21 protein-coding genes are annotated in these 19,355 nt (G+C 75.1%); 19 read left to right on the forward strand and 2 right to left on the reverse strand.

Going from position 1 to position 19,355, the window contains the following annotated elements; translation table 11 throughout:
• Positions 1-9 precede the first annotated feature (9 nt).
• From PYR91_RS03205 to PYR91_RS03270, 14 genes are all read left to right on the forward strand, one after another.
• On the forward strand, positions 10-117 hold the full coding sequence (locus PYR91_RS03205; protein WP_279777504.1) for a SapB/AmfS family lanthipeptide: 108 nt from the start codon (positions 10-12) through the stop codon (positions 115-117).
• 83 nt (positions 118-200) lie between these two features.
• Positions 201-1,994 carry an ABC transporter ATP-binding protein gene (locus tag PYR91_RS03210; protein WP_279777392.1) on the forward strand — a complete coding sequence of 598 codons (1,794 nt, stop codon included), beginning with the start codon at positions 201-203 and terminating at the stop codon, positions 1,992-1,994.
• Complete coding sequence (locus tag PYR91_RS03215; protein WP_279777393.1) at positions 1,991-3,742, forward strand: ABC transporter ATP-binding protein; 1,752 nt, start codon at positions 1,991-1,993, stop codon at positions 3,740-3,742. The genes PYR91_RS03210 and PYR91_RS03215 overlap by 4 nt, the downstream gene beginning before the upstream one ends.
• A gap of 187 nt (positions 3,743-3,929) precedes the next feature.
• The gene (locus PYR91_RS03220) at positions 3,930-4,364 is read left to right on the forward strand and encodes an Asp23/Gls24 family envelope stress response protein (protein WP_279777505.1); all 435 of its coding nucleotides are present in this window, start codon (positions 3,930-3,932) and stop codon (positions 4,362-4,364) included.
• The gene (locus tag PYR91_RS03225) at positions 4,361-5,008 is read left to right on the forward strand and encodes a hypothetical protein (RefSeq protein WP_279777394.1); all 648 of its coding nucleotides are present in this window, start codon (positions 4,361-4,363) and stop codon (positions 5,006-5,008) included. The genes PYR91_RS03220 and PYR91_RS03225 overlap by 4 nt, the downstream gene beginning before the upstream one ends.
• Positions 5,009-5,078: 70 nt before the next feature.
• Positions 5,079-5,270 (forward strand): hypothetical protein, encoded by a 192-nt coding sequence (locus tag PYR91_RS03230; protein ID WP_279777506.1) that lies wholly within the window; start codon positions 5,079-5,081, stop codon positions 5,268-5,270.
• A complete protein-coding gene (locus PYR91_RS03235) occupies positions 5,267-5,686 on the forward strand; it encodes an Asp23/Gls24 family envelope stress response protein (RefSeq protein ID WP_279777395.1) in 420 nt (139 codons plus the stop codon). Before PYR91_RS03230 ends, PYR91_RS03235 begins: the two co-directional genes overlap by 4 nt.
• Positions 5,683-6,486, forward strand: a complete 804-nt coding sequence (locus tag PYR91_RS03240; RefSeq protein ID WP_279777396.1) for a DUF6286 domain-containing protein — start codon at positions 5,683-5,685, stop codon at positions 6,484-6,486. The genes PYR91_RS03235 and PYR91_RS03240 overlap by 4 nt, the downstream gene beginning before the upstream one ends.
• A 21-nt stretch (positions 6,487-6,507) precedes the next feature.
• Positions 6,508-7,065: an alkaline shock response membrane anchor protein AmaP gene (locus PYR91_RS03245; protein WP_279777397.1), complete on the forward strand. Its 558-nt coding sequence runs from the start codon at positions 6,508-6,510 to the stop codon at positions 7,063-7,065.
• Positions 7,066-7,237: 172 nt separating this feature from the next.
• Positions 7,238-7,699, forward strand: coding sequence for a DUF4383 domain-containing protein (locus PYR91_RS03250; RefSeq protein ID WP_279777398.1), 462 nt, complete (start codon positions 7,238-7,240; stop codon positions 7,697-7,699).
• Positions 7,700-7,906: 207 nt separating this feature from the next.
• Entirely contained in the window at positions 7,907-8,416 is a 510-nt protein-coding gene (locus PYR91_RS03255; RefSeq protein WP_279777399.1) for an RNA polymerase sigma factor, read from the forward strand.
• Positions 8,409-9,254, forward strand: a complete 846-nt coding sequence (locus PYR91_RS03260; RefSeq protein WP_279777400.1) for a VOC family protein — start codon at positions 8,409-8,411, stop codon at positions 9,252-9,254. The genes PYR91_RS03255 and PYR91_RS03260 overlap by 8 nt, the downstream gene beginning before the upstream one ends.
• 168 nt (positions 9,255-9,422) lie before the next feature.
• Positions 9,423-12,374, forward strand: coding sequence for a BTAD domain-containing putative transcriptional regulator (locus PYR91_RS03265; protein ID WP_279777401.1), 2,952 nt, complete (start codon positions 9,423-9,425; stop codon positions 12,372-12,374).
• A gap of 168 nt (positions 12,375-12,542) precedes the next feature.
• Positions 12,543-13,523: a winged helix-turn-helix domain-containing protein gene (locus PYR91_RS03270; protein ID WP_279777402.1), complete on the forward strand. Its 981-nt coding sequence runs from the start codon at positions 12,543-12,545 to the stop codon at positions 13,521-13,523.
• A gap of 20 nt (positions 13,524-13,543) precedes the next feature.
• Here PYR91_RS03270 and PYR91_RS03275 read toward each other — a convergent pair whose 3' ends face one another.
• Complete coding sequence (locus PYR91_RS03275; RefSeq protein WP_279777403.1) at positions 13,544-14,260, reverse strand: TetR/AcrR family transcriptional regulator; 717 nt, start codon at positions 14,258-14,260, stop codon at positions 13,544-13,546.
• A gap of 92 nt (positions 14,261-14,352) precedes the next feature.
• Here PYR91_RS03275 and PYR91_RS03280 point away from each other — a divergent pair, with 92 nt between their 5' ends.
• Entirely contained in the window at positions 14,353-15,348 is a 996-nt protein-coding gene (locus tag PYR91_RS03280) for an aldo/keto reductase (RefSeq protein WP_279777404.1), read from the forward strand.
• 76 nt (positions 15,349-15,424) lie between these two features.
• On the opposite strand, the gene PYR91_RS03285 is transcribed toward PYR91_RS03280, so the two are convergent.
• Positions 15,425-16,231 (reverse strand): SDR family NAD(P)-dependent oxidoreductase, encoded by an 807-nt coding sequence (locus PYR91_RS03285; RefSeq protein WP_279777405.1) that lies wholly within the window; start codon positions 16,229-16,231, stop codon positions 15,425-15,427.
• Between the two features lie 272 nt (positions 16,232-16,503).
• On the opposite strand from PYR91_RS03285, the gene PYR91_RS03290 reads away from it, so the two are divergent.
• From PYR91_RS03290 to PYR91_RS03305, 4 genes are all read left to right on the forward strand, one after another.
• Entirely contained in the window at positions 16,504-17,166 is a 663-nt protein-coding gene (locus PYR91_RS03290) for a response regulator transcription factor (RefSeq protein WP_279777406.1), read from the forward strand.
• A gap of 71 nt (positions 17,167-17,237) precedes the next feature.
• Positions 17,238-17,672, forward strand: a complete 435-nt coding sequence (locus tag PYR91_RS03295; RefSeq protein WP_279777407.1) for an ATP-binding protein — start codon at positions 17,238-17,240, stop codon at positions 17,670-17,672.
• 80 nt (positions 17,673-17,752) lie between these two features.
• On the forward strand, positions 17,753-18,841 hold the full coding sequence (locus PYR91_RS03300) for a PAS domain S-box protein (RefSeq protein WP_279777408.1): 1,089 nt from the start codon (positions 17,753-17,755) through the stop codon (positions 18,839-18,841).
• Positions 18,838-19,224 (forward strand): response regulator transcription factor, encoded by a 387-nt coding sequence (locus tag PYR91_RS03305; protein WP_279777409.1) that lies wholly within the window; start codon positions 18,838-18,840, stop codon positions 19,222-19,224. Before PYR91_RS03300 ends, PYR91_RS03305 begins: the two co-directional genes overlap by 4 nt.
• The last annotated feature ends 131 nt before the right edge of the window (positions 19,225-19,355 follow it).

The raw sequence follows: 19,355 nt of genomic DNA on the forward strand, positions 1-19,355 counted from the left end.
CTTCTCGACCTGCAGAACATGGACGTTCCCACCGGCGGCGGCGGTGGCGGCTCCAACCTGAGCCTCGTCGGGTGCACCCCCCACGAGAACAGCAGCCTGAGCATCCTCTGCGGCTGACATGTGACAAAGCCTGGGGCGGCCCTCGACCGGCCGCTCCAGGCTTGTTCGTTCCCTCAAGCGAGTGGAAGGAAACCTTTGCGATGTCGGGCACCCGGACGCGGGGCGGCCAGGTGACCGGCTCCGGACCCTCCCCCCAGACGGCGGACGGCCTGCTTCTGCAGGTGCTCCGCCGCAGCGGCCGGTGGCCGGCGGTGTACGCCGTCACCGCGCTGACCGGCGCCGTGGTCGAGCTGCTGCTCCCCGGCGCCCTCGGGCACGCGGTGGACGTCCTGGTCAAGCCCGGCGCCGAGCCGGGGAACGCCCTGCTCGTCTGCGCGGTGCTCGTCGCGACCGTCGTGGTGTGCGACGCGGTGGCCGTCCTGGCCGCGGGCTCGGGCGGCGCGCAGGCCGCGCGGTGGCTGCGCCGGCGGGTGGTGGGGCACGTTCTGGCGGGCGGTCCCGCCGTCTCCCGCCGCTTCCCCCCCGGTGACCTGGTCACCCGCGCCGGATCCAACGCCGAGGAGGCGGGCGCGGCCCCCGAGGCCCTGATCACGGCCATGGCCCTGCTCGTGCCGGCGTTCGGCTCCCTGATCGCGCTCGCGCTGATCGACCCCTGGCTGGCCGTGGCCTTCTCCGTGGGCCTGGCGGTGATCGCCGTCGTGCTGCGCGCGTTCCTGCGCGAGACGACGGCCGTGTCGGGCGGCTACCAGGAGGCCCAGAGCGACCTTGCCACGCGTCTGATCGACGCGCTGTCCGGCGCGCGCACCATCGCGGCCGCCGGCACCGAGGAGCTGGAGGCCGGGCGAGTGCTGGCCCCGCTGCCGCGGCTGCGGGCCCACGGCATGGCCCTGTGGCGGGTCAACGCCCGCGCGGGCGTGCAGGCCGCCATCGTCGTGCCCCTGCTGGAGATCGCGGTGCTCGGCGTGGGCGGGTTCCGGCTCGCCGCGGGCGAGCTGACCGCCGGGCAGCTCTTCGCCGCGGCGCGGTACGCGGTGCTCGGCGCGGGCATCGGCGCGGCGCTGGGCTACCTCAACAGGCTCGGCCGCGCCCGTTCGGCCGCCCGCCGCGTCCAGGAGGTCCTGCACCACCCCGCCGTCGCCTACGGCACACACGAGCTGCCCGCCCCCGACGGCTCCGGGGGGCCGCACGAGCGTACCGGCGGCCGGGCGGGGAGACTGGAGTTCCGGGCGGTCACCGTGTGCGTGGACGGGCAGCCCGTCCTGCGCGACGTCGACCTGGTCGTTCCGGGGGGCGCGGCCGTCGCCGTGGTGGGACGCTCCGGGAGCGGCAAGTCGCTGCTCGCCGCCGTGGCCGGCCGGCTGGCCGACCCCGACCTGGGCGAGGTGCTGCTCGACGGGGTGCCGCTGTCGCGGCTGAGCCGCGCGGCGCTGCGCGCGGCCGTGGGCTACGCGTTCGAGCGCCCGGTCCTGTTCGGCTCCACGCTGGGCGAGGCCATCGCGGTGGGGCGCTCGGAGCGGGCGGCGAGGGCCGCGGCCGTCGCGGCGGCGGCCGACCCGTTCATCCGCAAGCTGCCCCGCGCCTACGACACCGCGCCGGACGAGGCGCCGATGTCGGGGGGCGAGCGCCAGCGCGTCGGCCTGGCCAGGGCGTTCGCCCACGGGGGCCGGCTGCTGGTCCTCGACGACGCGACCTCCAGCCTGGACACCGTCACCGAGTACCAGGTGGCCCGCGCGCTCACCGAGGAGCTGCGCGACCGCACCCGGCTCATCGTGGCGCACAGGGCCACGACGGCGGCCCGCGCCGACCTGGTCGTGTGGCTGGACGAGGGCCGCGTGCGGGGCTGCGGCCCGCACGAGGTCCTGTGGCAGGACCCCGGCTACCGCGCCGTCTTCCAGGTCGCCGAACCCGGCGCCGGGCACCTGGTGCGGGCATGACCGCCCCGCCCACCGGCGTCGGGCCGGAGGCAGGGGTGCGGGAGGTGCTGTGGCGGGCGCTGCGGGCGCGGCCCCGTCACCTGGCGCGGCTGCTCGGCTGGTCGTTCGCGGAGATGGCGCCGTCGTTCCTGTCCGGCTACGCCATCGCGCACGCGCTGGACGACGGGTTCGCGGCCCGTGACCCGATGACCGGCCTCGGGTGGCTGCTGATGCTCGCGGGCGCCTGGGTCGCCGCCGCGATCGGCGCGCGGCAGGTGCTGCTGTCCATCGCCGGCATCGTGGAGCCGTTCCGCGACGACCTGCTCACCCACATCGTCACCGGCGCGCTGCACGGGGCCGCGACCACCGGGCGGGGGCCGGACACCGCGGCGGTGTCCCGGCTGAACCGTCAGGTCGAGCTGGCCAGGGACTCCTTCGGCGCCGTGATCGCGGTGGTGCGATCCTTCGTGTTCTCGGTGGTGGGCGTGGTGCTCGGCGTGCTGTCGCTGATGGGCGCCGCCCTGCCGCTGGTGCTGCTGCCCCTGGTCGCGGGGCTCGCGCTGTTCCTGGTCTCCCTGCCCGCCATGGCCGTGCGGCAGCGGGAGGCGATCCTCGCCGAGGAGCGCACGGCGTCGTCCCTGGCCTCCATGGTGGAGGGCCTGCGGGACGTCGCGGCGTGCGGCGCCGAGGACGGCACGGCGGCCGTGGTCGGCGTGGCCGTCGACCGCCAGGCCCGGGCGACGCGGGGGCTCGCGCGCCTGACCGCGGTGCGCACGATCTCGCTGGCGGTGGGCGGCTGGCTGCCCATCCTGCTCGTCCTGGCCGCGACGCCCTCACTGGTGCGCGACGGGGCGACCGCCGGGGTCGTGCTCGGCACGCTCACGTACGTGGCGCAGTCGCTCACGCCCGCGCTGGGCAGCCTCGTCCAGGGGGTGGGGGTCAACGGCGTGCGGCTGATGGTGGCGCTGGAGCGCATCCTGACGACGAGCGCGCACCGCCTCCCCGAGCCCCGGGAGCGGGGGGCGGCGCCCCCGGGGACGCTGCTGCGGCTGCGCGGCGTCACGTTCGCCTACGGCCCGGGCGCCGACCCGGTCGTCGACGGCCTCGACCTGGTCGTCAGGGAGGGGGAGCACCTCGCCGTCGTCGGGCCGAGCGGGATCGGCAAGTCCACGATGGCGGCCCTGGTGGCCGGGCTCCTGCGGCCGGCCGAGGGGCGCGTCCTGATCGGCGGGGTGCCGGTGGAGGAGCTCGACCGGGCCGCGCTGTGCCGTACCCGCGTGCTCATCCCGCAGGAGGCGTACGTCTTCCGGGGCACGCTGGGCGAGAACCTGAGGTACCTGGCGGACGGCGCCTCCGACGCCGACGTCGAGAAGGCGATCGACGAGGTCGGCATGACCGCCCTCGCCCGAAGGCTCGGCGGGTGCTCCGCGCCGGTGGACCCCTCGGAGCTGTCCTCGGGTGAACGCCAGCTCATCGCGCTGACCAGGGCCTACCTGTCCCCCGCCCGGCTCGTCCTGCTCGACGAGGCCACCTGTCACCTCGACCCCGCCGCGGAGGCGCGGGCGGAGGAGGCGTTCGCCCGCCGCGACGGCACGCTCATCGTCATCGCGCACCGGCTGACGTCGGCCCTGCGCGCGCGGCGGGTGCTCGTCATGGACGGCGCCCGCGCGCAGGCCGGGACGCATGACGAGATGGTGGACGCCTCACCCCTTTACCGGGACCTGATGGGCCGTTGGGACGGAGCGGTGACGGCGGCCGCCGACAGCTGAAAACATCCGGCCACCCCCGAGCGAAAACCCGACAAACAGGTTAAAATGGTGCATATCTCCCTCTCGGGGATGGGAGAAGAACTCCACCGGTGCCTTCCTATTTCGGGCTTCGGCGGCGCGGGAGAAGCGCCGCTGGAACGGGGGCGACAAGGTGAGCACACAACAGAGGAACGAGACCACCCGGCCGGTGCCGGGGACGGGGACCCGTGACGGGCCGTCGTCGCTCGAAAGCGGGCGGGGCAGGACGACGATCGCCGACGTGGTGGTCGCCAAGGTCGCGGGCATGGCGGCCCGCGAGGTGTCCGGCGTCTACGCGCTGGGGGCCGGGATGGGCCGGGCGCTGGGCGCGGTACGCGAACGCCTGGGCGGGGGCACGGGGACGACCGTCACCCAGGGCGTCGCGGTCGAGGTGGGCGAGACCCAGGCGGCGGCCGACCTCAACGTGATCGCCGAGTACGGCGTGTCCATCCCCGACCTGGCCGCCGGCATCCGCCGCAACGTGATCGACGCGATCGAGAAGCTGTGCGGGCTGGAGGTCACGGAGGTCAACATCGTCGTCGACGACCTGCACCTGCCCGGCGAGGAGCCGCCTCCCGAGCCGCAGGCGTCCCGGGTCCGATGAACCAGACCCCGGGCACCCCGAAGCGCGTCCCCCGCACCGGCGCGCCGGGCGGCGACGTGCCGGGCGGCGACGTGCCGGGCGGCGACGTGCCGGGCGCGGGCCCGCGGAACACCGGCGCGGCGAGCGGCGCCCCTTCCGGTCCCGGCGGATCAGGCGCATCGGGCGGCGCTTCCCGCGGCACCCGTTCTCGCGAGACCGCCTCCCCGGCGACGGCCGCCGGCCGTGCCGCGAAGGCGGATCCGCGGGCGGCGGAGGCCGCGTCCGGGCCCGCGCCGAAGAGCGCGGCCGAGCCGGCGCCCGTCGCCGAGCAGGGGCCGCAGACCGAGGCCGGGCACGGGGGGAACGCCGCCGAGACCGGAGGCCTGGCCGAACGCATCGCCGACGCGGTGACCGCCTGCCCGGGGGTGGCCTCGCTCAAGGGCGGGGTGGTGGCCACCCACCTGCCGGGCCGCACGGTCGCGGGCGTGTCGGTCGGCGAGGGGCAGGTGCGGGTCGCGGTGGTCGCGCGCTACGGGCCGCCGCTGGCCGAGATCGCCGGGCAGATACGGGCGTCGGTCACGCCACTGGCCCCCGGCATGCCGATCCACGTGCACATCCAAGACGTCCGCCTTCCGCGGGAGGGCGGCAGACCCTCGGACGCGTGATCGCGCACGGTCGTCAGTGATCTACGACAGCCGGCGGTCCGCTATTCCGATCCAGGGGAAGGTGAGCGATATGGACGAATCACGCATGTGGCCGGCGATAGGCCTGCTCTGGGGCACGGCCCTGGGGTTCGCCGTCGCGTTCGGCGGCCTGACCGTGTTCCTCGTCGTGCTGGTGCTCAGCGTGCTGGGCTTCCTCGTCGGCCGCGCGATGGTCGGAGATCTCGACATGAGCGGCATGCTGGGCGGGCGGAGGCGTACGTGAGCACGGAAGCCACAGCACGCCTCCCCGGCGGTTCCGGCGCCGCTCCGGCACCGGACGGCGCCCCGGGGCCCCCGGAAGAGCGGGGGCACACCCGGATCAGCGACCGCGTGGTGGAGCGCGTCGCCGCGAGCGCCGCCGCCGAGGTGCGCGACACCGGCGGGGCCGCGCGGCGGCTGCTGGGCGTGCCGCGCGGCGGCGAGGAGCCGGAGGTCCACGCGAAGATCATCGGTCAGGTGGCCATCGTGCGGGTGGCGGTGTCGGTGGTCTACCCGGCGCCGGTCCGCCAGGTGGCGCGGCGCGTGCGCGAGAGCGTCGCCGGCCGGGTCCGCGAGCTGACGGGCCTGGACGCGCGGCAGGTGGACGTCGTCGTCAGGCGCCTCGTCCACCCCGAAGAGGAGCAAAGGCACGTGCGATGACCACACCCGACCGCGACCCGTCCGAACGCCCCGGCCAGGAGCCGACCGTCCAGGGCCCCACCTGGACGACCGGCCCGGACCCGGCCGGCACCGGCCACGACGTCCCGGCCCGGGAGCACGACGCGAGCCGCGGCTGGGCCGGCGCGGACGCGCGGGACGAGGAGATGGACGCCCCGACCGGGCCCATGCCCGTCGCCGAGGACGACACGGCCCCCCGGGGGCACGACGGGGGCGGGACGGTGATCCGCGACCGGGAGCACCGCCGGGCCGCGGTGCGCGCCTTCCGGCCGCGGCGGACCGTGCCCGCGACGATCGCCGCGATCCTGCTGGCCGCCGCCGCCATCCCGACCGTGGTCGGCGCGGTGGCGGCCATGGCGGGCCGCCGGGCGGCGCTGCCGTCCCTGTCGTGGCTGGCCGGGTTCGGCCGGATGTACTGGGACGCCCCCGCGATGCTGACGACCAGCGCCGTCGCGCTCCTGCTCGGCCTGGTGCTGCTCGGGTCCGGGCTGACGGCCGGACGCCCCCGCCTGATCCCGCTGGCCTCGGCGGACCCGCGTTCGGTGGTCGGCATCTCCCGTCCCGGGCTGCGCCGCCACCTGACCGCCGTCGCGACCCGCGTGGACGGCGTCTCGCGGGCCCGCGTCCAGATGGGCCGCCGCGTGCGGGTCGTCGTCGACACGCCGCTGCGCGACCCGGGCGACCTGTCCGCACGGGTTACCGAGACGGTCACCGCGCGCCTGCGGGAGCTCGAACCGTTCCGTCCCCCGCCCGTCAACGTCGTCGTGCGGCGAAGAGACTGAATCGGCGAGGAGGAGAGAGCGGTGGGCGACCGTACCGGACGGGTGAACCGGGTGGGGCTGACGCTGACCGGGCTGGTGCTCACGGTGGTGGGCGCGGCGGGGCTGGCGCGTGGGCTGGGCCTGCTCGGGCCCGCCCACCAGAGGGTGGTCACTCCGGCGGCGGGCGAGTTCACGGCGGCGAACGCGGCCTGGTTCTGGCCCGCGCTGGCGCTGCTGGGGCTGATCGTGTTGCTGCTGGCGCTCCGGTGGCTGGTCATCCAGGCCCGGAGGGAGGCCGTGCGCTTCCTCGACCTGGAGCACGACACCGGCCACGGCACCACCCGCCTCGGCGCGCGCACCGCCGCCGGGGCCATCGAGGACGACCTGCGCGAAGGCCCGCACGGCGAGCTGGCGCACGCGACGTTCTCCGGCGCGCCGTCCGCGCCCCGGCTGGCGCTGGACGTCACGCTTCCGGAGGACGCCGACCCCGCCGGCTCCGCCCGCCGCGCGGAGCGCGGCGTGACCCGGCTGCGCCAGGCGCTGGAATGGGAGCACATGCCGGCGGTGATCCGGATCCGTCCCGTCCGCACCCACCGCTGACCGCTCGCGCGGCCTCGGTCGCCACCTCCCCCGCCGCGCCCCCCGCTTGTGCCCGGGGCGCGCGGCGGGGGACCGGTTTTCAGGAGTCTTTGTGTGAGTGACCGGTAAACACCGTCATACGCAGGGAATTCGGCAAGTAGCCACTTATTCATCACTTCAGGGGAGGGCGCTCATGAGTGCGCACGCGCGTGAGGCCACCCGAACGCCGGTGCAGATGGCTGCGCTGATCTTCGGCATCATCTTTCTCGTGCTCGGGGTGCTCGGGTTCATTCCCGGGGTCACCACCGACTACGGCGCCATGAGGTTCGCCGGACCCGGGTCGGACGCCCACCTGCTGGGCGTGTTCCAGGTGTCGGTCCTGCACAACATCGTGCACCTGCTGCTCGGCGTCGCCGGGGTGGCGCTGGCCCGCACCTGGACGGGGGCCCGCAACTACCTCATCTGGGGCGGCGTCATCACCCTGTTGCTGTGGATCTACGGCATGCTCGTCGGCCGGGAGAGCGCGGCCAACTTCGTCCCGATGAACGCCGCGGACAACTGGCTGCACTTCGTCATGGGGATCGTGATGGTCGCCCTGGGCGTCCTGCTGACCAGGCGCACGGCCTCCAGCAGGTCCAGGGTCACGCCCCTGTAGCTTCGCCGGGTGGCCTCGTCGCGCGCCGGGAGGGGCTTCGCCTCCTTCGTGTTCGTGGGGTAGGCCGGGCCCGGAGGGGGCAGGAGGACGCTCGTCCGTCGAGGGTCCGCAGCGGCATGCCGTCGACGCTCGCCGAAAAAGTCGGCGCCGCCCCGTCGGAGTTCGGGGGTGCCGGGCGATGGAGAGAGCGTGAGGTTACCGGCGGGTGTGGAGCCAGATCCCCGGGCGGCGCTGCTCGCGTTGTACGACGCGGCGCTGCCGGAGGTCTACGGCTACCTGCTGTCGCGGTGCGGGCAGCGCTCGCTGGCCGAGGACCTGACCGCCGAGGTGTTCCTGGCGGCGGTGGAGGCCGTGCGCAAGCGGCCGCCGCCCCAGCTGAGCACCGCCTGGCTCGTCGGCGTGGCGCGCAACAAGCTCGTCGACCACTGGCGGCGCGCCGAGCGGGAGCAGCGCGGGCTGCGGGTCGTCCACGGGCAGGCCCACGAGCACGAGGACCCGTGGGACGCCCGGCTCGACGCCATGGTGGCCCGTGAGGTGCTCGGCGAGCTCGGCCCGCACCATCGCGGCGCGCTGATCCTGCGCTACCTGGACGGCCTGCCCGTCCCGGAGGTGGCGCGGCTGCTCGACCGCACCGTCCACGCCACCGAGACGCTGCTCGTGCGGGCCAGGAAGGCCTTCCGTGAGGCCTACGAGAGGAGGGAGGGCCGCGATGTCTGACCCCTTCGAGGCCCTCTGGGACCCGGCCATGCCGCTCGACCCCGACCCGCGCTTCGCCGCGCGACTGCGCGCCCGCGTGGAGCGGGCGCTGCTCGACGATGTGAGAGGACAGACCATGCGGACACAGACACGGCTTCGCCACGGAGACGTCGGATACGTGACACTTCAGGTTCCGGACGCCGGACGGGCCGCCTCGTTCTACCAGGAGGTGCTCGGCTGGCGGTACACGCCCGGCGCCTCCCCCCAGGGCCGCGAGGTCGCCGGCGTGGTGCCGTCCCACGGCATCTGGGGCGGCCAGGAGACACGCACGCTGTGGGCCTGCTACCAGGTGGACGACGTCCACGACGCCGTGCGGCGCGTCCGCGAGGCCGGGGGCCGGGCCGAGGAGCCGGCACGGCGCCCGTACGGGCTGATCTCGACCTGCGCCGACGACCAGGGGCTGGGCTTCGGCGTGTACGAGGACGCCGGGGAGGGGCTGGCGCCGGACGGCGCGGAGCCCGGCGAGCTGGCGTACCTGACGGTGGAGGTCCCCGACGCCGCCCGCGCCCGCGCCTTCTACGGCGAGGTGTTCGGCTGGGAGTTCCGGCCCGGCAACGTCGAGGACGGGTGGCAGGTGCACGTCGGGGGCGCGGAGCTGCGCCCGATGACCGGCCTGCTGGGCGGCCGGGAGCGCGCGGCCGTCGTGCCGATGTACGCGGTCGCCGACACGCACGAGGCCGTGGCCCGGGTGCGTTCCCTGGGCGGCACGAGCACCGAGCCCGAGCGCATGCCGTACGGCGTGACGGCCGAGTGCACCGACGACCAGGGCATCCGCTTCTACGTCGGCGACCTGGCCTGACCCTGCCGCCCGCCGGCGAGGACCCGGCGCCCGCCTCCCCCGGCCTATCCGGTCGGCCGATTCGGTGACATATCGGCATGTTTCGCGATATGTAGTGGTGTGCACGCTCGGGGTGGAGCATGCGCATCGTGCCGGGGGGGCACGCGGGCACACGATCGGGGGCGGCGGATGACGACGTCAGAGGCCGTGGCCTTCCGGGTGCTCGGGCCGCTGGCCGTCTTCGCGGACGGCCGCGAGGTGCCCGTGGCGGGCAACCAGGTGCGGGTCGTGCTCGCCGGGCTGCTGCTGCGCTCCGGCGAGACCATCCCGGCCGCGCGCCTGGCGCGGTGGCTGTGGGACCGGGAGCCCGAAAGCGGGCACCGCGCGAAGGCGACCGTCCAGTCCTACGTCAACCGGCTGCGGGCCGTGCCGGGGGTGCGCGACGTCCTGCGCACCACACCCGCCGGGTACCGCGTCGAGCCCGGCGCGGGCGCGCTCGACCTGACGCTCTTCCGCGACCTGGCGGCCTCCGCCCGCCACGCCCTGGCCACCGGTGACGGGGAGTCGGCGCTGGGCCACCTGTCGCGGGCCGTCGAGCTGTGGCGCGAGCCCGTCCTGGCGAACGTCGACTCCCCGGCGCTGCACCGGGACGAGGTGGCGCCGCTCGTCGAGGAGTGGCTGCTGGTCCAGGAGCAGTGGGTGGACGCGAACCTGCGCGCGGGGCGGCACGGCGAGCTGGTGCCCCGGCTGCGCGAGCTCACCCGCGCCCACCCGTTGCGCGAGCCGTTCTGGGAGCGCCTGATGCTCGCGCTGCACCGGGCAGGACGGCCGGCCGAGGCGCTGCACGCGTATCACGCGCTGAGCGCGGTGCTCGCCGAGGAGCTCGGCGTCTACCCCGGGCCGGCCCTGCGCGCCCTGCACCAGGCGATCCTCACCGACGACCCCTCCCTGCCCGCCGTCCCGGCGGCCCCGGCCGGCTCGCGGGCGGACGTCCCGGCGGTGCCGGTGCCACGGCAGCTGCGGCCGGACGTGCCCGGGTTCGCCGGGCGGCGGGCCGAGCTCGCCGCGCTGGACCTGCTGCTGGAGGACACGGCCCGCCAGGACGGCACCACGGTGGTCTCGCTGCAGGGCATGGCGGGCTCGGGCAAGACGGCGCTGGCCGTCCACTGGGCCCACCGCAGGCGCGCGTCCTTCCCCGGCGGGCAGCTCTACCTCGACCTGCGCGGGTACGGCGGCGGGCGGCCGGTGGAGCCGGCCGCCGCGCTGGAGACGCTGCTGCGCGCCCTCGGCACCCCCGCGGACCGCGTCCCGGCCGGGCTGGAGGAGCGCGCCTCGCTGTTCCGCACGCTGCTGGCCGGCCGGCGCGCCCTGGTGCTGCTGGACAACGCGGGCGGCAGCGACCAGGTGCGCCCGCTGGTGCCCGGCTCGGACGCCATGATGATCGTCACCAGTCGCAACCAGCTGCGCGGGCTGGTCGTCCAGTACGGCGCGCGGCGGGTGGTGCTCGACCAGATGCGCCCGGAGGAGGCGTCCGAGCTGCTGACCGAGGTGCTCGGGACCGAGCGTGTCGCGTCCGCGCCGGAGGCGGTGGCCGAGATCATCGAGCGCTGCGCCCGTCTTCCCCTCGCGCTGCGCATCTTCGCCGAGCGCGCCGCCCGCTTCCCCGGCGTCCCGCTCGGCAGGCTCGTCGGCGACCTGCGCGACGAGCGGACGCGGCTGGCCGCGCTGGACACCGGCGACGGCGACGACACCGACCTCAGAACGGTGTTCTCCTGGACCTACCACGCGCTGAACCCGAGGGCGGCGCGGCTGTTCCGCCTGCTCGGCCTGCACCCGGGGCCGGAGGTCAGCACGGCCGCCGCCGCGGCGCTGGCCGGCGGCGACGCCGCGGCCGTCGCCCGGCTGCTCGACCGGCTGACCGCCGACCACCTGCTGCGGTCGCGCTCCCCCGGCCGGTACGACTTCCACGACCTGCTGCGCGCCTACGCCGCCGAGCAGGCGCGCGAGGCGGCGGCCGAGGAGGATCCCGGCCCCGCCCTCGCCCGGCTCATGGAGTGGTACGCGCACGCGGCGCGCCAGGCGTCGGACCACCTGCCGCCGGGGGGACGCTCGCTTCCCGCCGAACCGCCGCCGTCCGGGCTCGCCCCGGTGCGGTTCGCGGGCACCGAGCAGGCGGTCGCCTGGTACGAGGAGGAGCTGGCCAACCTGGTGGCGGCCGTCCGGGCCGCCGCCGCGCGGGGGTGGCACGGGCTCGCCCTGCGCCTGGCGCGCGCGCTGGCCCCCTTCGCCGGCGTGCACGTGCCGGGGCCGCTGTGGGTGGACGTCTGCCGGGCGGCGGTGACGGCGAGCCGCCGGCTCGGCGACACGGCCGAGGAGGGCTGGGCGCTCGTCGACCTGGCCTGCGCGCACGTCCGGCTGGGGCGGCTGCGCGAGGCGGTGGCGCGGTACGGCGACGCACTGACGGCGGCCCGCCGGGTCCGCGACCGCGACCTGGAGGGCGAGGTGCTCGCCGACCTCGGCGCCGCGCACTTCCGCCTGGGCGACCACGCGCGCTCGGCCCGCTGCCACGGCGAGGCGCTGGCCATCGCCCGCGAGAGCGGCGACCGCGGGCTGGAGGCGGAGACGCTCAACAACATCGCGCGGAACGACAACGAGCTCGGGCGCCACGAGCGGGCGCTGGCCGGCGGCGGTGCGTCGCTCGCCGTCGCCACCGAGCTGGGCGACCGGTACCGCCGGGCCGAGGCGCTGCGCACGATCGGCGTCGCGCACGCCGGACTGGGGCGCCCGAAGGACGCGGCCGTCGCGTTCCACGAGGCCGCGGCCGGATTACGCGCCTTCGAGGACCGCCGCGGCGAGGCGGACGTCCTTCCCCTGCTGGCCCGGGCACTGGACGCCTGCGGTGACCGCGACGGAGCCGAGGACGCCCGGCGGCGCGGCGAGGAGCTGGCGGCCGAGCTGGACGCGGCCGGGTGGCGGGGACCGGCCCCCGTGACACCGGCCCCCGCCGACCCCGCACCGTCGGCTCCCGAGCGCCGTTCCCCGTCGGCGCCGGAGCCTCGTGCACCGGCGGCGCCGCCCTCGACGACGCCGCCGTCGCTTCGGGGATCCCCGGAGATCCCTCGAAGCCATGACCGACTCTAGGCAGGGCCGCTCACATTCCGCTCACCGCCCGCTCACAGCGCGATCGCGAGGACACCGCCCGGCAAAAGGTCCCATACCAGCCTGGTTTAAGTACGCCGCGAAATCCGCGCATACATCACATCTCTGGCTAGGTTTCTCGTATCGGACCAAGGAGTGGACTGGAGTCTGATGCGGACGACCCTGAACGTGGAACGACCCCTGAGCGTGCCGGTGGGGCTGACGCTGGCACCCGGGCTGTCGATGCTCGCGTTGATCACCGACTCGCTGGGAGGGCGGGAACGCGGCGCCCCCGAGTCGTGGCGAGGGCTGGTGCGGTCGGTGGCCGAGGACAAGGACGCGCCCATCGTGCGCTCCCTGGCGACCCCCGGCTACAGCGTGGTGCCCGACCTGGTGTTCCCCGGCGATCCCGTCACCGACATCGGCGCCGAGACCCAGGTCGAGATGCTGCGCGACCTGCCCGGCGAGGCGCTGCTCGACGAACTGGAGGCCATCGTCGGCGACGAGCCGCCGCCGCAGTGGCGCGCCGCGGCCGACCGGCCGGTGGAGTGGCTGCACGGGTACGCCGACCTGCTGGAGCGGACGTGGTCGGTGATGGAGGACGTGTGGAAGCGCGCCCGGCCGCTGCTGGACCGCGAGATCGAGCGGGTGGCGATCGCCGCGGCCAGGGGCTCCATGGACGCGGTGCTGAACGGCCTGCACGACGAGTGCGCCTTCGATGACGGCGCGTTCAGCTTCCCCGACAGCCAGCCCGAGCGGTTCCACATCGGCTCACGCCGCCTGGTGCTCATGCCGATGCTCTCGGGCCCGACGGCCCTGGTCAGCCACCTGGACGGCCCCGACGTGGTGTGGATCGGCTACCCCCTCCCGCGCGCCGGCCTCCTGACGGCCGAACCGCGTCCGCAGGGAAAGGACGCCCCCCTCGCCCTCCTGCTCGGCGACGTCCGCGCCACCATCCTCAGCAACCTCGACCGCCCCCTCACCATGGGCAGGCTGGCCAAGGTGACCCGCCAGGCACCCAACGCCCTGACCTACCACTGCGACCGCCTGGAGAGCACCGGCCTCATCCGCCGGAACCGCCTGGGCCGGGAGATCCACATCGAACGCACCGACCGGGCCACAGCCCTGGTCCACCTCCTCCTCGCCCCCTGACCACGGCGCCCGCGTCTGGGTCAGCGGGTCAGGCGGGTGAGCCATTCGGTCAGGAGGGACTGCTCGGCGGGGGTGAGCGGGGTTCTCCTGCCGGTCAGGGCCGCCTGCAGGGCCAGGGCGTGGCTGGCCATCGCGTCGTCGGACGGGCGGGGGTGGGCGGGGCCGGAGGCCGGGGGGTCGGTGAGGATGGCCGTGAAGACGGCGTCGCGGGTGAGGGTGGACAGGTGCGGGTCGCGGTCCTCGGGCGGGGTCTCGATGAGGTTGAGGGTGACGCCGCGGCCCGCCGCCTCCGTCAGGCGGGCGGCGCGTTCGACGTCCATCTTGAGGCGGCCGGCCGCGGCTATGCGCGAGAGCATGCGGCGCAGGACGGCGGCGGCCTCGCGGGCGGCGGGCGAGGTGACGCCCGGCCTGACGTCGCCGTACATCAGCGTGTAGAACGCGGGGTGGGAGAGCCCGAAGGTCAGGTGCGTCTCCCAGCCGCGGCGCAGGTCGTCGACCGGGTCGCCGGACTCGCCGACGCCGGCCTTCTCGGCCAGGTAGCGCTCGAAGCCGTAGGCGGCGACGGCGTCCAGCAGGCCCTCCTTGTCGCCGAACAGGCGGTAGAGGGTCGGCGCCTGCACGCCGGCCGCGGCGCTGACCGCGCGGGTGGAGACGGCCTCCCGGCCGCCCTCCTCCAGCAGGTCGGCCGCGGCGCGCAGCACGCGGTCCCGGGTGCTCGCGGTCGCGTCGACTGTCATACATCAACGATAACAGATGATCAGTAGCGATGATTCGGTATCGATGATATGTTCCAAGTGTTAGCACTGATGCAACGCGGAAGGACGACACCATGCACACGCGCACTCTCGGAACCACCGGCCCGGTCGTCTCGGGCATCGGCCTCGGCCTCATGGGGATGTCCGACCTGTACGGCCCCGCCGACGACGCCGAGTCCATCGCGACGATCCACGCCGCGCTCGACGCCGGCGTCACGCTGCTGGACACCGGCGACTTCTACGGCATGGGCGCCAACGAGATGCTGCTGCGCGACGCGCTGGCCGGCCGGGCACGCGACGACGCCGTCATCAGCGTCAAGTTCGGCGCCCTGCGCGGCCCCGACCGCGGCTGGCTCGGCTACGACGGCCGCCCGGCGGCGGTGCGCAACTTCGTCACCTACAGCCTGCGCAGGCTCGGCACCGACTACATCGACGTCTACCGCCCCGCCCGCGTGGACCCCGCGGTCCCCGTCGAGGAGACCGTCGGCGCCATCGCCGAGCTGGTGAAGGAGGGGCACGTCCGCCACATCGGCCTGTCGGAGGTCGGGGCCGAGACGCTCAGGCGCGCGTACGCGGTGCACCCCATCTCGGACGTGCAGATCGAGTACTCCCTGCTGTCGCGCGGCATCGAGCGTGACCTGCTGCCGGCCGCCCGCGAGCTCGGCGTCGGCGTGACCGCCTACGGCGTGCTGTCGCGCGGCCTGCTCAGCGGCCACTGGAAGCCCGAGCGCGAGCTCGGCGAGGGCGACTTCCGCCTGAGCTCCCCGCGCTTCCAGGGTGAGAACCTGCGGCGCAACCTCGACCTGGTCGAGGCGCTGCGCGCGGTCGCCGAAGCACGGGGCGCCACGGTGGCGCAGGTGGCCATCGCCTGGGTCGCCTCGCGCGGCACCGACATCGTCCCGGTCGTCGGCGCCCGCAACCGGCTTCGCCTGTCGGAATCCCTGAGCGCCGAGGGCCTGGAACTGACGGTCGACGACCTCGGGGCCATCGAGCGGGCCATCCCGCCCGGCGCCGCCGCCGGAGACCGGTACAACGCCGCGTCCATGCGACACCTCGACAGCGAGCGCTGAACCTCACCCCGGCATCAAGCGGGCCGTCGCGCCCGGTGCCGGGACCCGGACGCGCCGCCCGGCGCGAGCGCCGGGCTCAGACCTGCTTCAAGCCTCCGGAGTCGACGACGTAGTCGGCGCCGTTCGTACTGGCCGAGCGCGGCGAAACGAGCAGGGCGACCACGTCGGCGATCTCCTGCGGCTCGGCCATGCGTCCGGTGGACAGGCCCGTCGTCTCCGGCACCATCGTGTCGAGCACCGCGTCACGACCGATGCCGGCCTTGGCGGCGAGCATGTCGGCCACGCCCCCCTCGTCGGTCCACCACGGCGTCCGGGTGACCCCCGGGGAGACCGTGTTGACGCGGATGCCGCGCGGCCCGTACTCCTCAGACAGCGTCTTGGTGAGGTTGCTCATCGCCGCCTTGGCGGCGCCGTAGTCGGCGTTGATCGGCGACGGCCGGCGCGCGTTCGTCGAGGACACGTTGACGATCGCGCCGCCGCCCCGTTCCAGCATCAGCGGGACAACGGCACGCACCGCCCGCACGGCGGTGAGCAGGTTGAAGTCGAGCACCGCCCGCCACTCTTCGTCCGAGGCGTCCATGAACGACGTCCGCGGCAGCGTCACGCCCGGCGGCGGCCCGCCGGCGTTGTTCACCAGGATGTCCACCCCGCCGTAGACCTCCACGGCCCGGGCCGCCACCTCGGCGGGTGCGGCGGGGTCGGTCAGGTCGACGGCCACGTGGACCAGGCGGGGGCCGCCGAGCGCGTCCAGCTCGGCCCCGCTCTTGCGGGAGGCCGCCACGACGTGCGCGCCCTCCTCCAGAAGGGTTCGGGTGATCGCCAGCCCGATGCCTCGGGAGGCGCCCGTGACGATCGCCACGCGGCCGGAAAGCTGCAGATCCATCAGTGTCTCCTCGTCATCGCCGCCGGTCGGGGACGAGCGTCCGCGAACCGGCGCGGGCCGCCCCGGGCCGCGGTGCGGCGACGGGCGGGCGGCCTCCTCGGATGACGACGAAGCTAGCGCGCGGGCGGGGTGCCGGTCTGGCGCGATTCGGACGGGTGGTTCCCGCGTGAATCGGACCGCGCGTCCGCGCCGGGCGCAGGCCCCAGCAGGGCGCCCCGGCCCGTGACCTGAGTATGGTGGGGGCATTGCCGAGCCCCGGGGGAAGCCGTCACATGTCTACGCCGCTCGAGCCGTCACCGCCGCGGCTGGTCCGGGTGGTGCTGGTCGAGGACCACGACATGGTGGCGGAGGCCATCGGGCTGGCGCTCGCCCAGACCGCCCACATCCAGGTGGTGGCGAGGGCGGGGTCGATCGCCTCGGCGCTGGCCGACGCCGGCCGGCTCAAGCCCGACGTGGTGCTGCTCGACCGCCGCCTGCCCGACGGCGACGGGATCTCGGCCATCGGCCCGTTGATGGTGGCGGCGGAAGGGGTGCGCGTGCTCCTGCTGACCGGCGAGGCGACCGCCTTGGTGGCCACCCGGGTGGCGGAGGCGGGCGGGGCCGGCCTGGTGCTCAAGTCGGGCCGGCTGCAGGATCTCGAATCGGCGGTCCATCAGGTCGCCGACGGCGGAATGGTCTTCCCGCCCTCCCTGCTGACCGGAGTCCTGGACAGGCTGACCGGACGCAAGGGGTTCTCCGGCTCGAAGCTGACGGCGCGGGAGCGCGAGACCCTGCTGCTGCTCGCCGAGGGGGCCAGCACCGAGCAGATCAGCGAGCGCCTGGGCGTGGCGCGCAACACCGCACGCAACCACATCCAGCACGTGCTGGACAAGCTGGGCGCCCGGTCGAAGCTGGAGGCCGTGGCCATCGCGCGCACCGAGGGCATGGTCGACTGATGCATTCGCACCAGGCGGTTTGGCATGCCTGCGTCTCGTGATCACAGGCAGAGATGCCCGAGATTATGAGGATGGGTAAGTCGACACCGCCGTGCGAGGTCGAGCGTCGGCTCGCGGAGGACCTGGACAGCATCACCGAGGCGCGCCAGGTGATCAGCCGGGCCCTGGAGGCGTGCGGCTACCGAGGCGAGCACGACATGGTCGTCCTGGCGGTCAGCGAGCTGGTGACGAACGCCCTGATCCACGGTGCCGGCGCGCCGGTGCTGCGCCTGAGCTGCCAGGAGCGGGGGGTGCGCCTTGAGGTCGCCGACTCCCGCCCCGAGCTGCCGCGCCCCCGTGAGCCTGACGCCGACGGCGGGTGGGGCCTGCACGTGATCGACCAGCTCGCCACCTGCTGGGGCATCTCCCCCCAACGGGGCGGCAAGGTGGTGTGGTGCGAGTTCGCGGCCCCACCCGCTCCGGCCCCGCCCGCCCCGGTCGCCGTCACCGGTGAGAGCGCGACCTGAGCTTTCGACCGCACCCGCCCGCCCGCCCACCCGCCATGGCCCTTCTCGCCGACACCGAGCCGTGCGTGCGATGCTGCACTATGCCTGAAGCGCGCCACCCCGAGCACGAGCTGTACGACAGCGAGGAGCGGTTCCGCCTGCTGGTGCAGAGCGTCGTCGACTACGCGATCTTCATGCTCGATCCCGGCGGGCGGATCGTCAGCTGGAACGCCGGAGCCGAGCGGATCAAGGGGTACGCCGCCCACGAGATCATCGGGCGGCACTTCTCGGTGTTCTACCCCCCCGACGACATCGCCGCGGACAAGCCGGGCACGGAGCTGGAGCTCGCCGTCGCCGACGGACGGCTGGAGGACGAGGGCTGGCGCCTGCGCCGGGACGGCACCCGCTTCTGGGCCAACGTCGTGATCACCGCCCTGTACGACGCGGACGGCAGCCTGCGCGGGTTCGGCAAGGTCACCCGCGACATGACCGAACGACGGAGCGCCGAGCGCGCCCTCGACGAGCGGGGCAGGCTGCTGTCCCACCTGATCCGCGCGCAGGAGGCCGAGCGGCAGCGCATCGCCTGGGACGTGCACGACGACACCATCCAGGCCATGGTCGCCTTCGGGATGCGCGTCCAGCTCATCGCCGACCGGCTGCCCGCCGAGCACGCCGAGGCGATGTCCCGGCTCGGCGACACCGTGAGCGCCACGATCGACCGGCTGCGCGACCTGACCTTCCGCCTGCACCCGCCGGAGCTCGACCACTCGGGGCTGCCCGAGGCGTTGTCCACCTACCTGGCGCACGTCGTCGCCGAGGCCGGCCTGACATGGGAACTGCGGCACGACCTCCGCCGCGAGCCCTCGCCGGAGATCGCGATCACCGTCTACCGGATCTGCCAGGAGGCCCTGACCAACGTGCTCAAGCACGCGCGGGCGAGTTCGGTGACGGTGTCGCTGTCGGCGGACGACCAGGGCCTGCTCGTCGGCGTCGCCGACGACGGCGTCGGCCCCTCCCCCGACGCGCCGGGCCGGCGTGAGCACTTCGGCCTGATCGAGATGCGTGAGCGGGCCGAGCTGGCCGGAGGCTGGTGGAGCATGGAGGCGGCGCCCGGCGGCGGCACCATCGTGCGGTTCTGGCTGCCCACGCCGCCCAGCGAAGCGTCGGCCGAGAGGTACCTGCCGCGATGAGCACGCCGCGGGGCAGGCACACCGTGCTGATCGGCGACGACCAGCCGATGATCCGCGACATCGTCCGCGAGGTCCTGGAGGCCGAGCCCGACCTCGCCGTGGTGGCGATGGCCGGCGACGCCGACGAGGCCATCCGGCTCGCCGAACGGCACCGGCCGGCCGTCGCCATCCTCGACGTGCGGATGCCGCGCGGCGGCGGGGCCCACGCCGCCCGCGAGATCCGGCGGTGCTCGCCCCTGACCCGTGTCATGGCGTTCTCGGCCTACGGCGACTCCGCCGTGGTCGAGGAGATGCGGCTGGCCGGGGCGGCGGAGTACCTGGTCAAAGGGGTGCCGAACGTCGCCATCGTGGCCGCGGTGCGGCGGCTGGCGGCCCTCGGCTAGACCGCCGGCCGGCGGCACCGCGGCCCTACGGCCGCGCGCGGGCCCGTACACGGCCGTCGGCGGACCGTACACGGCCGCGGGCGGGCCCGTTGGGCCCGTCCGACCGCGGGCGGGCCGTAAGGGTTCGCCGG

This window comes from Sphaerisporangium sp. TRM90804 (assembly GCF_029846175.1).
In the GTDB taxonomy this organism is placed as follows: Bacteria; Actinomycetota; Actinomycetes; order Streptosporangiales; family Streptosporangiaceae; genus Sphaerisporangium.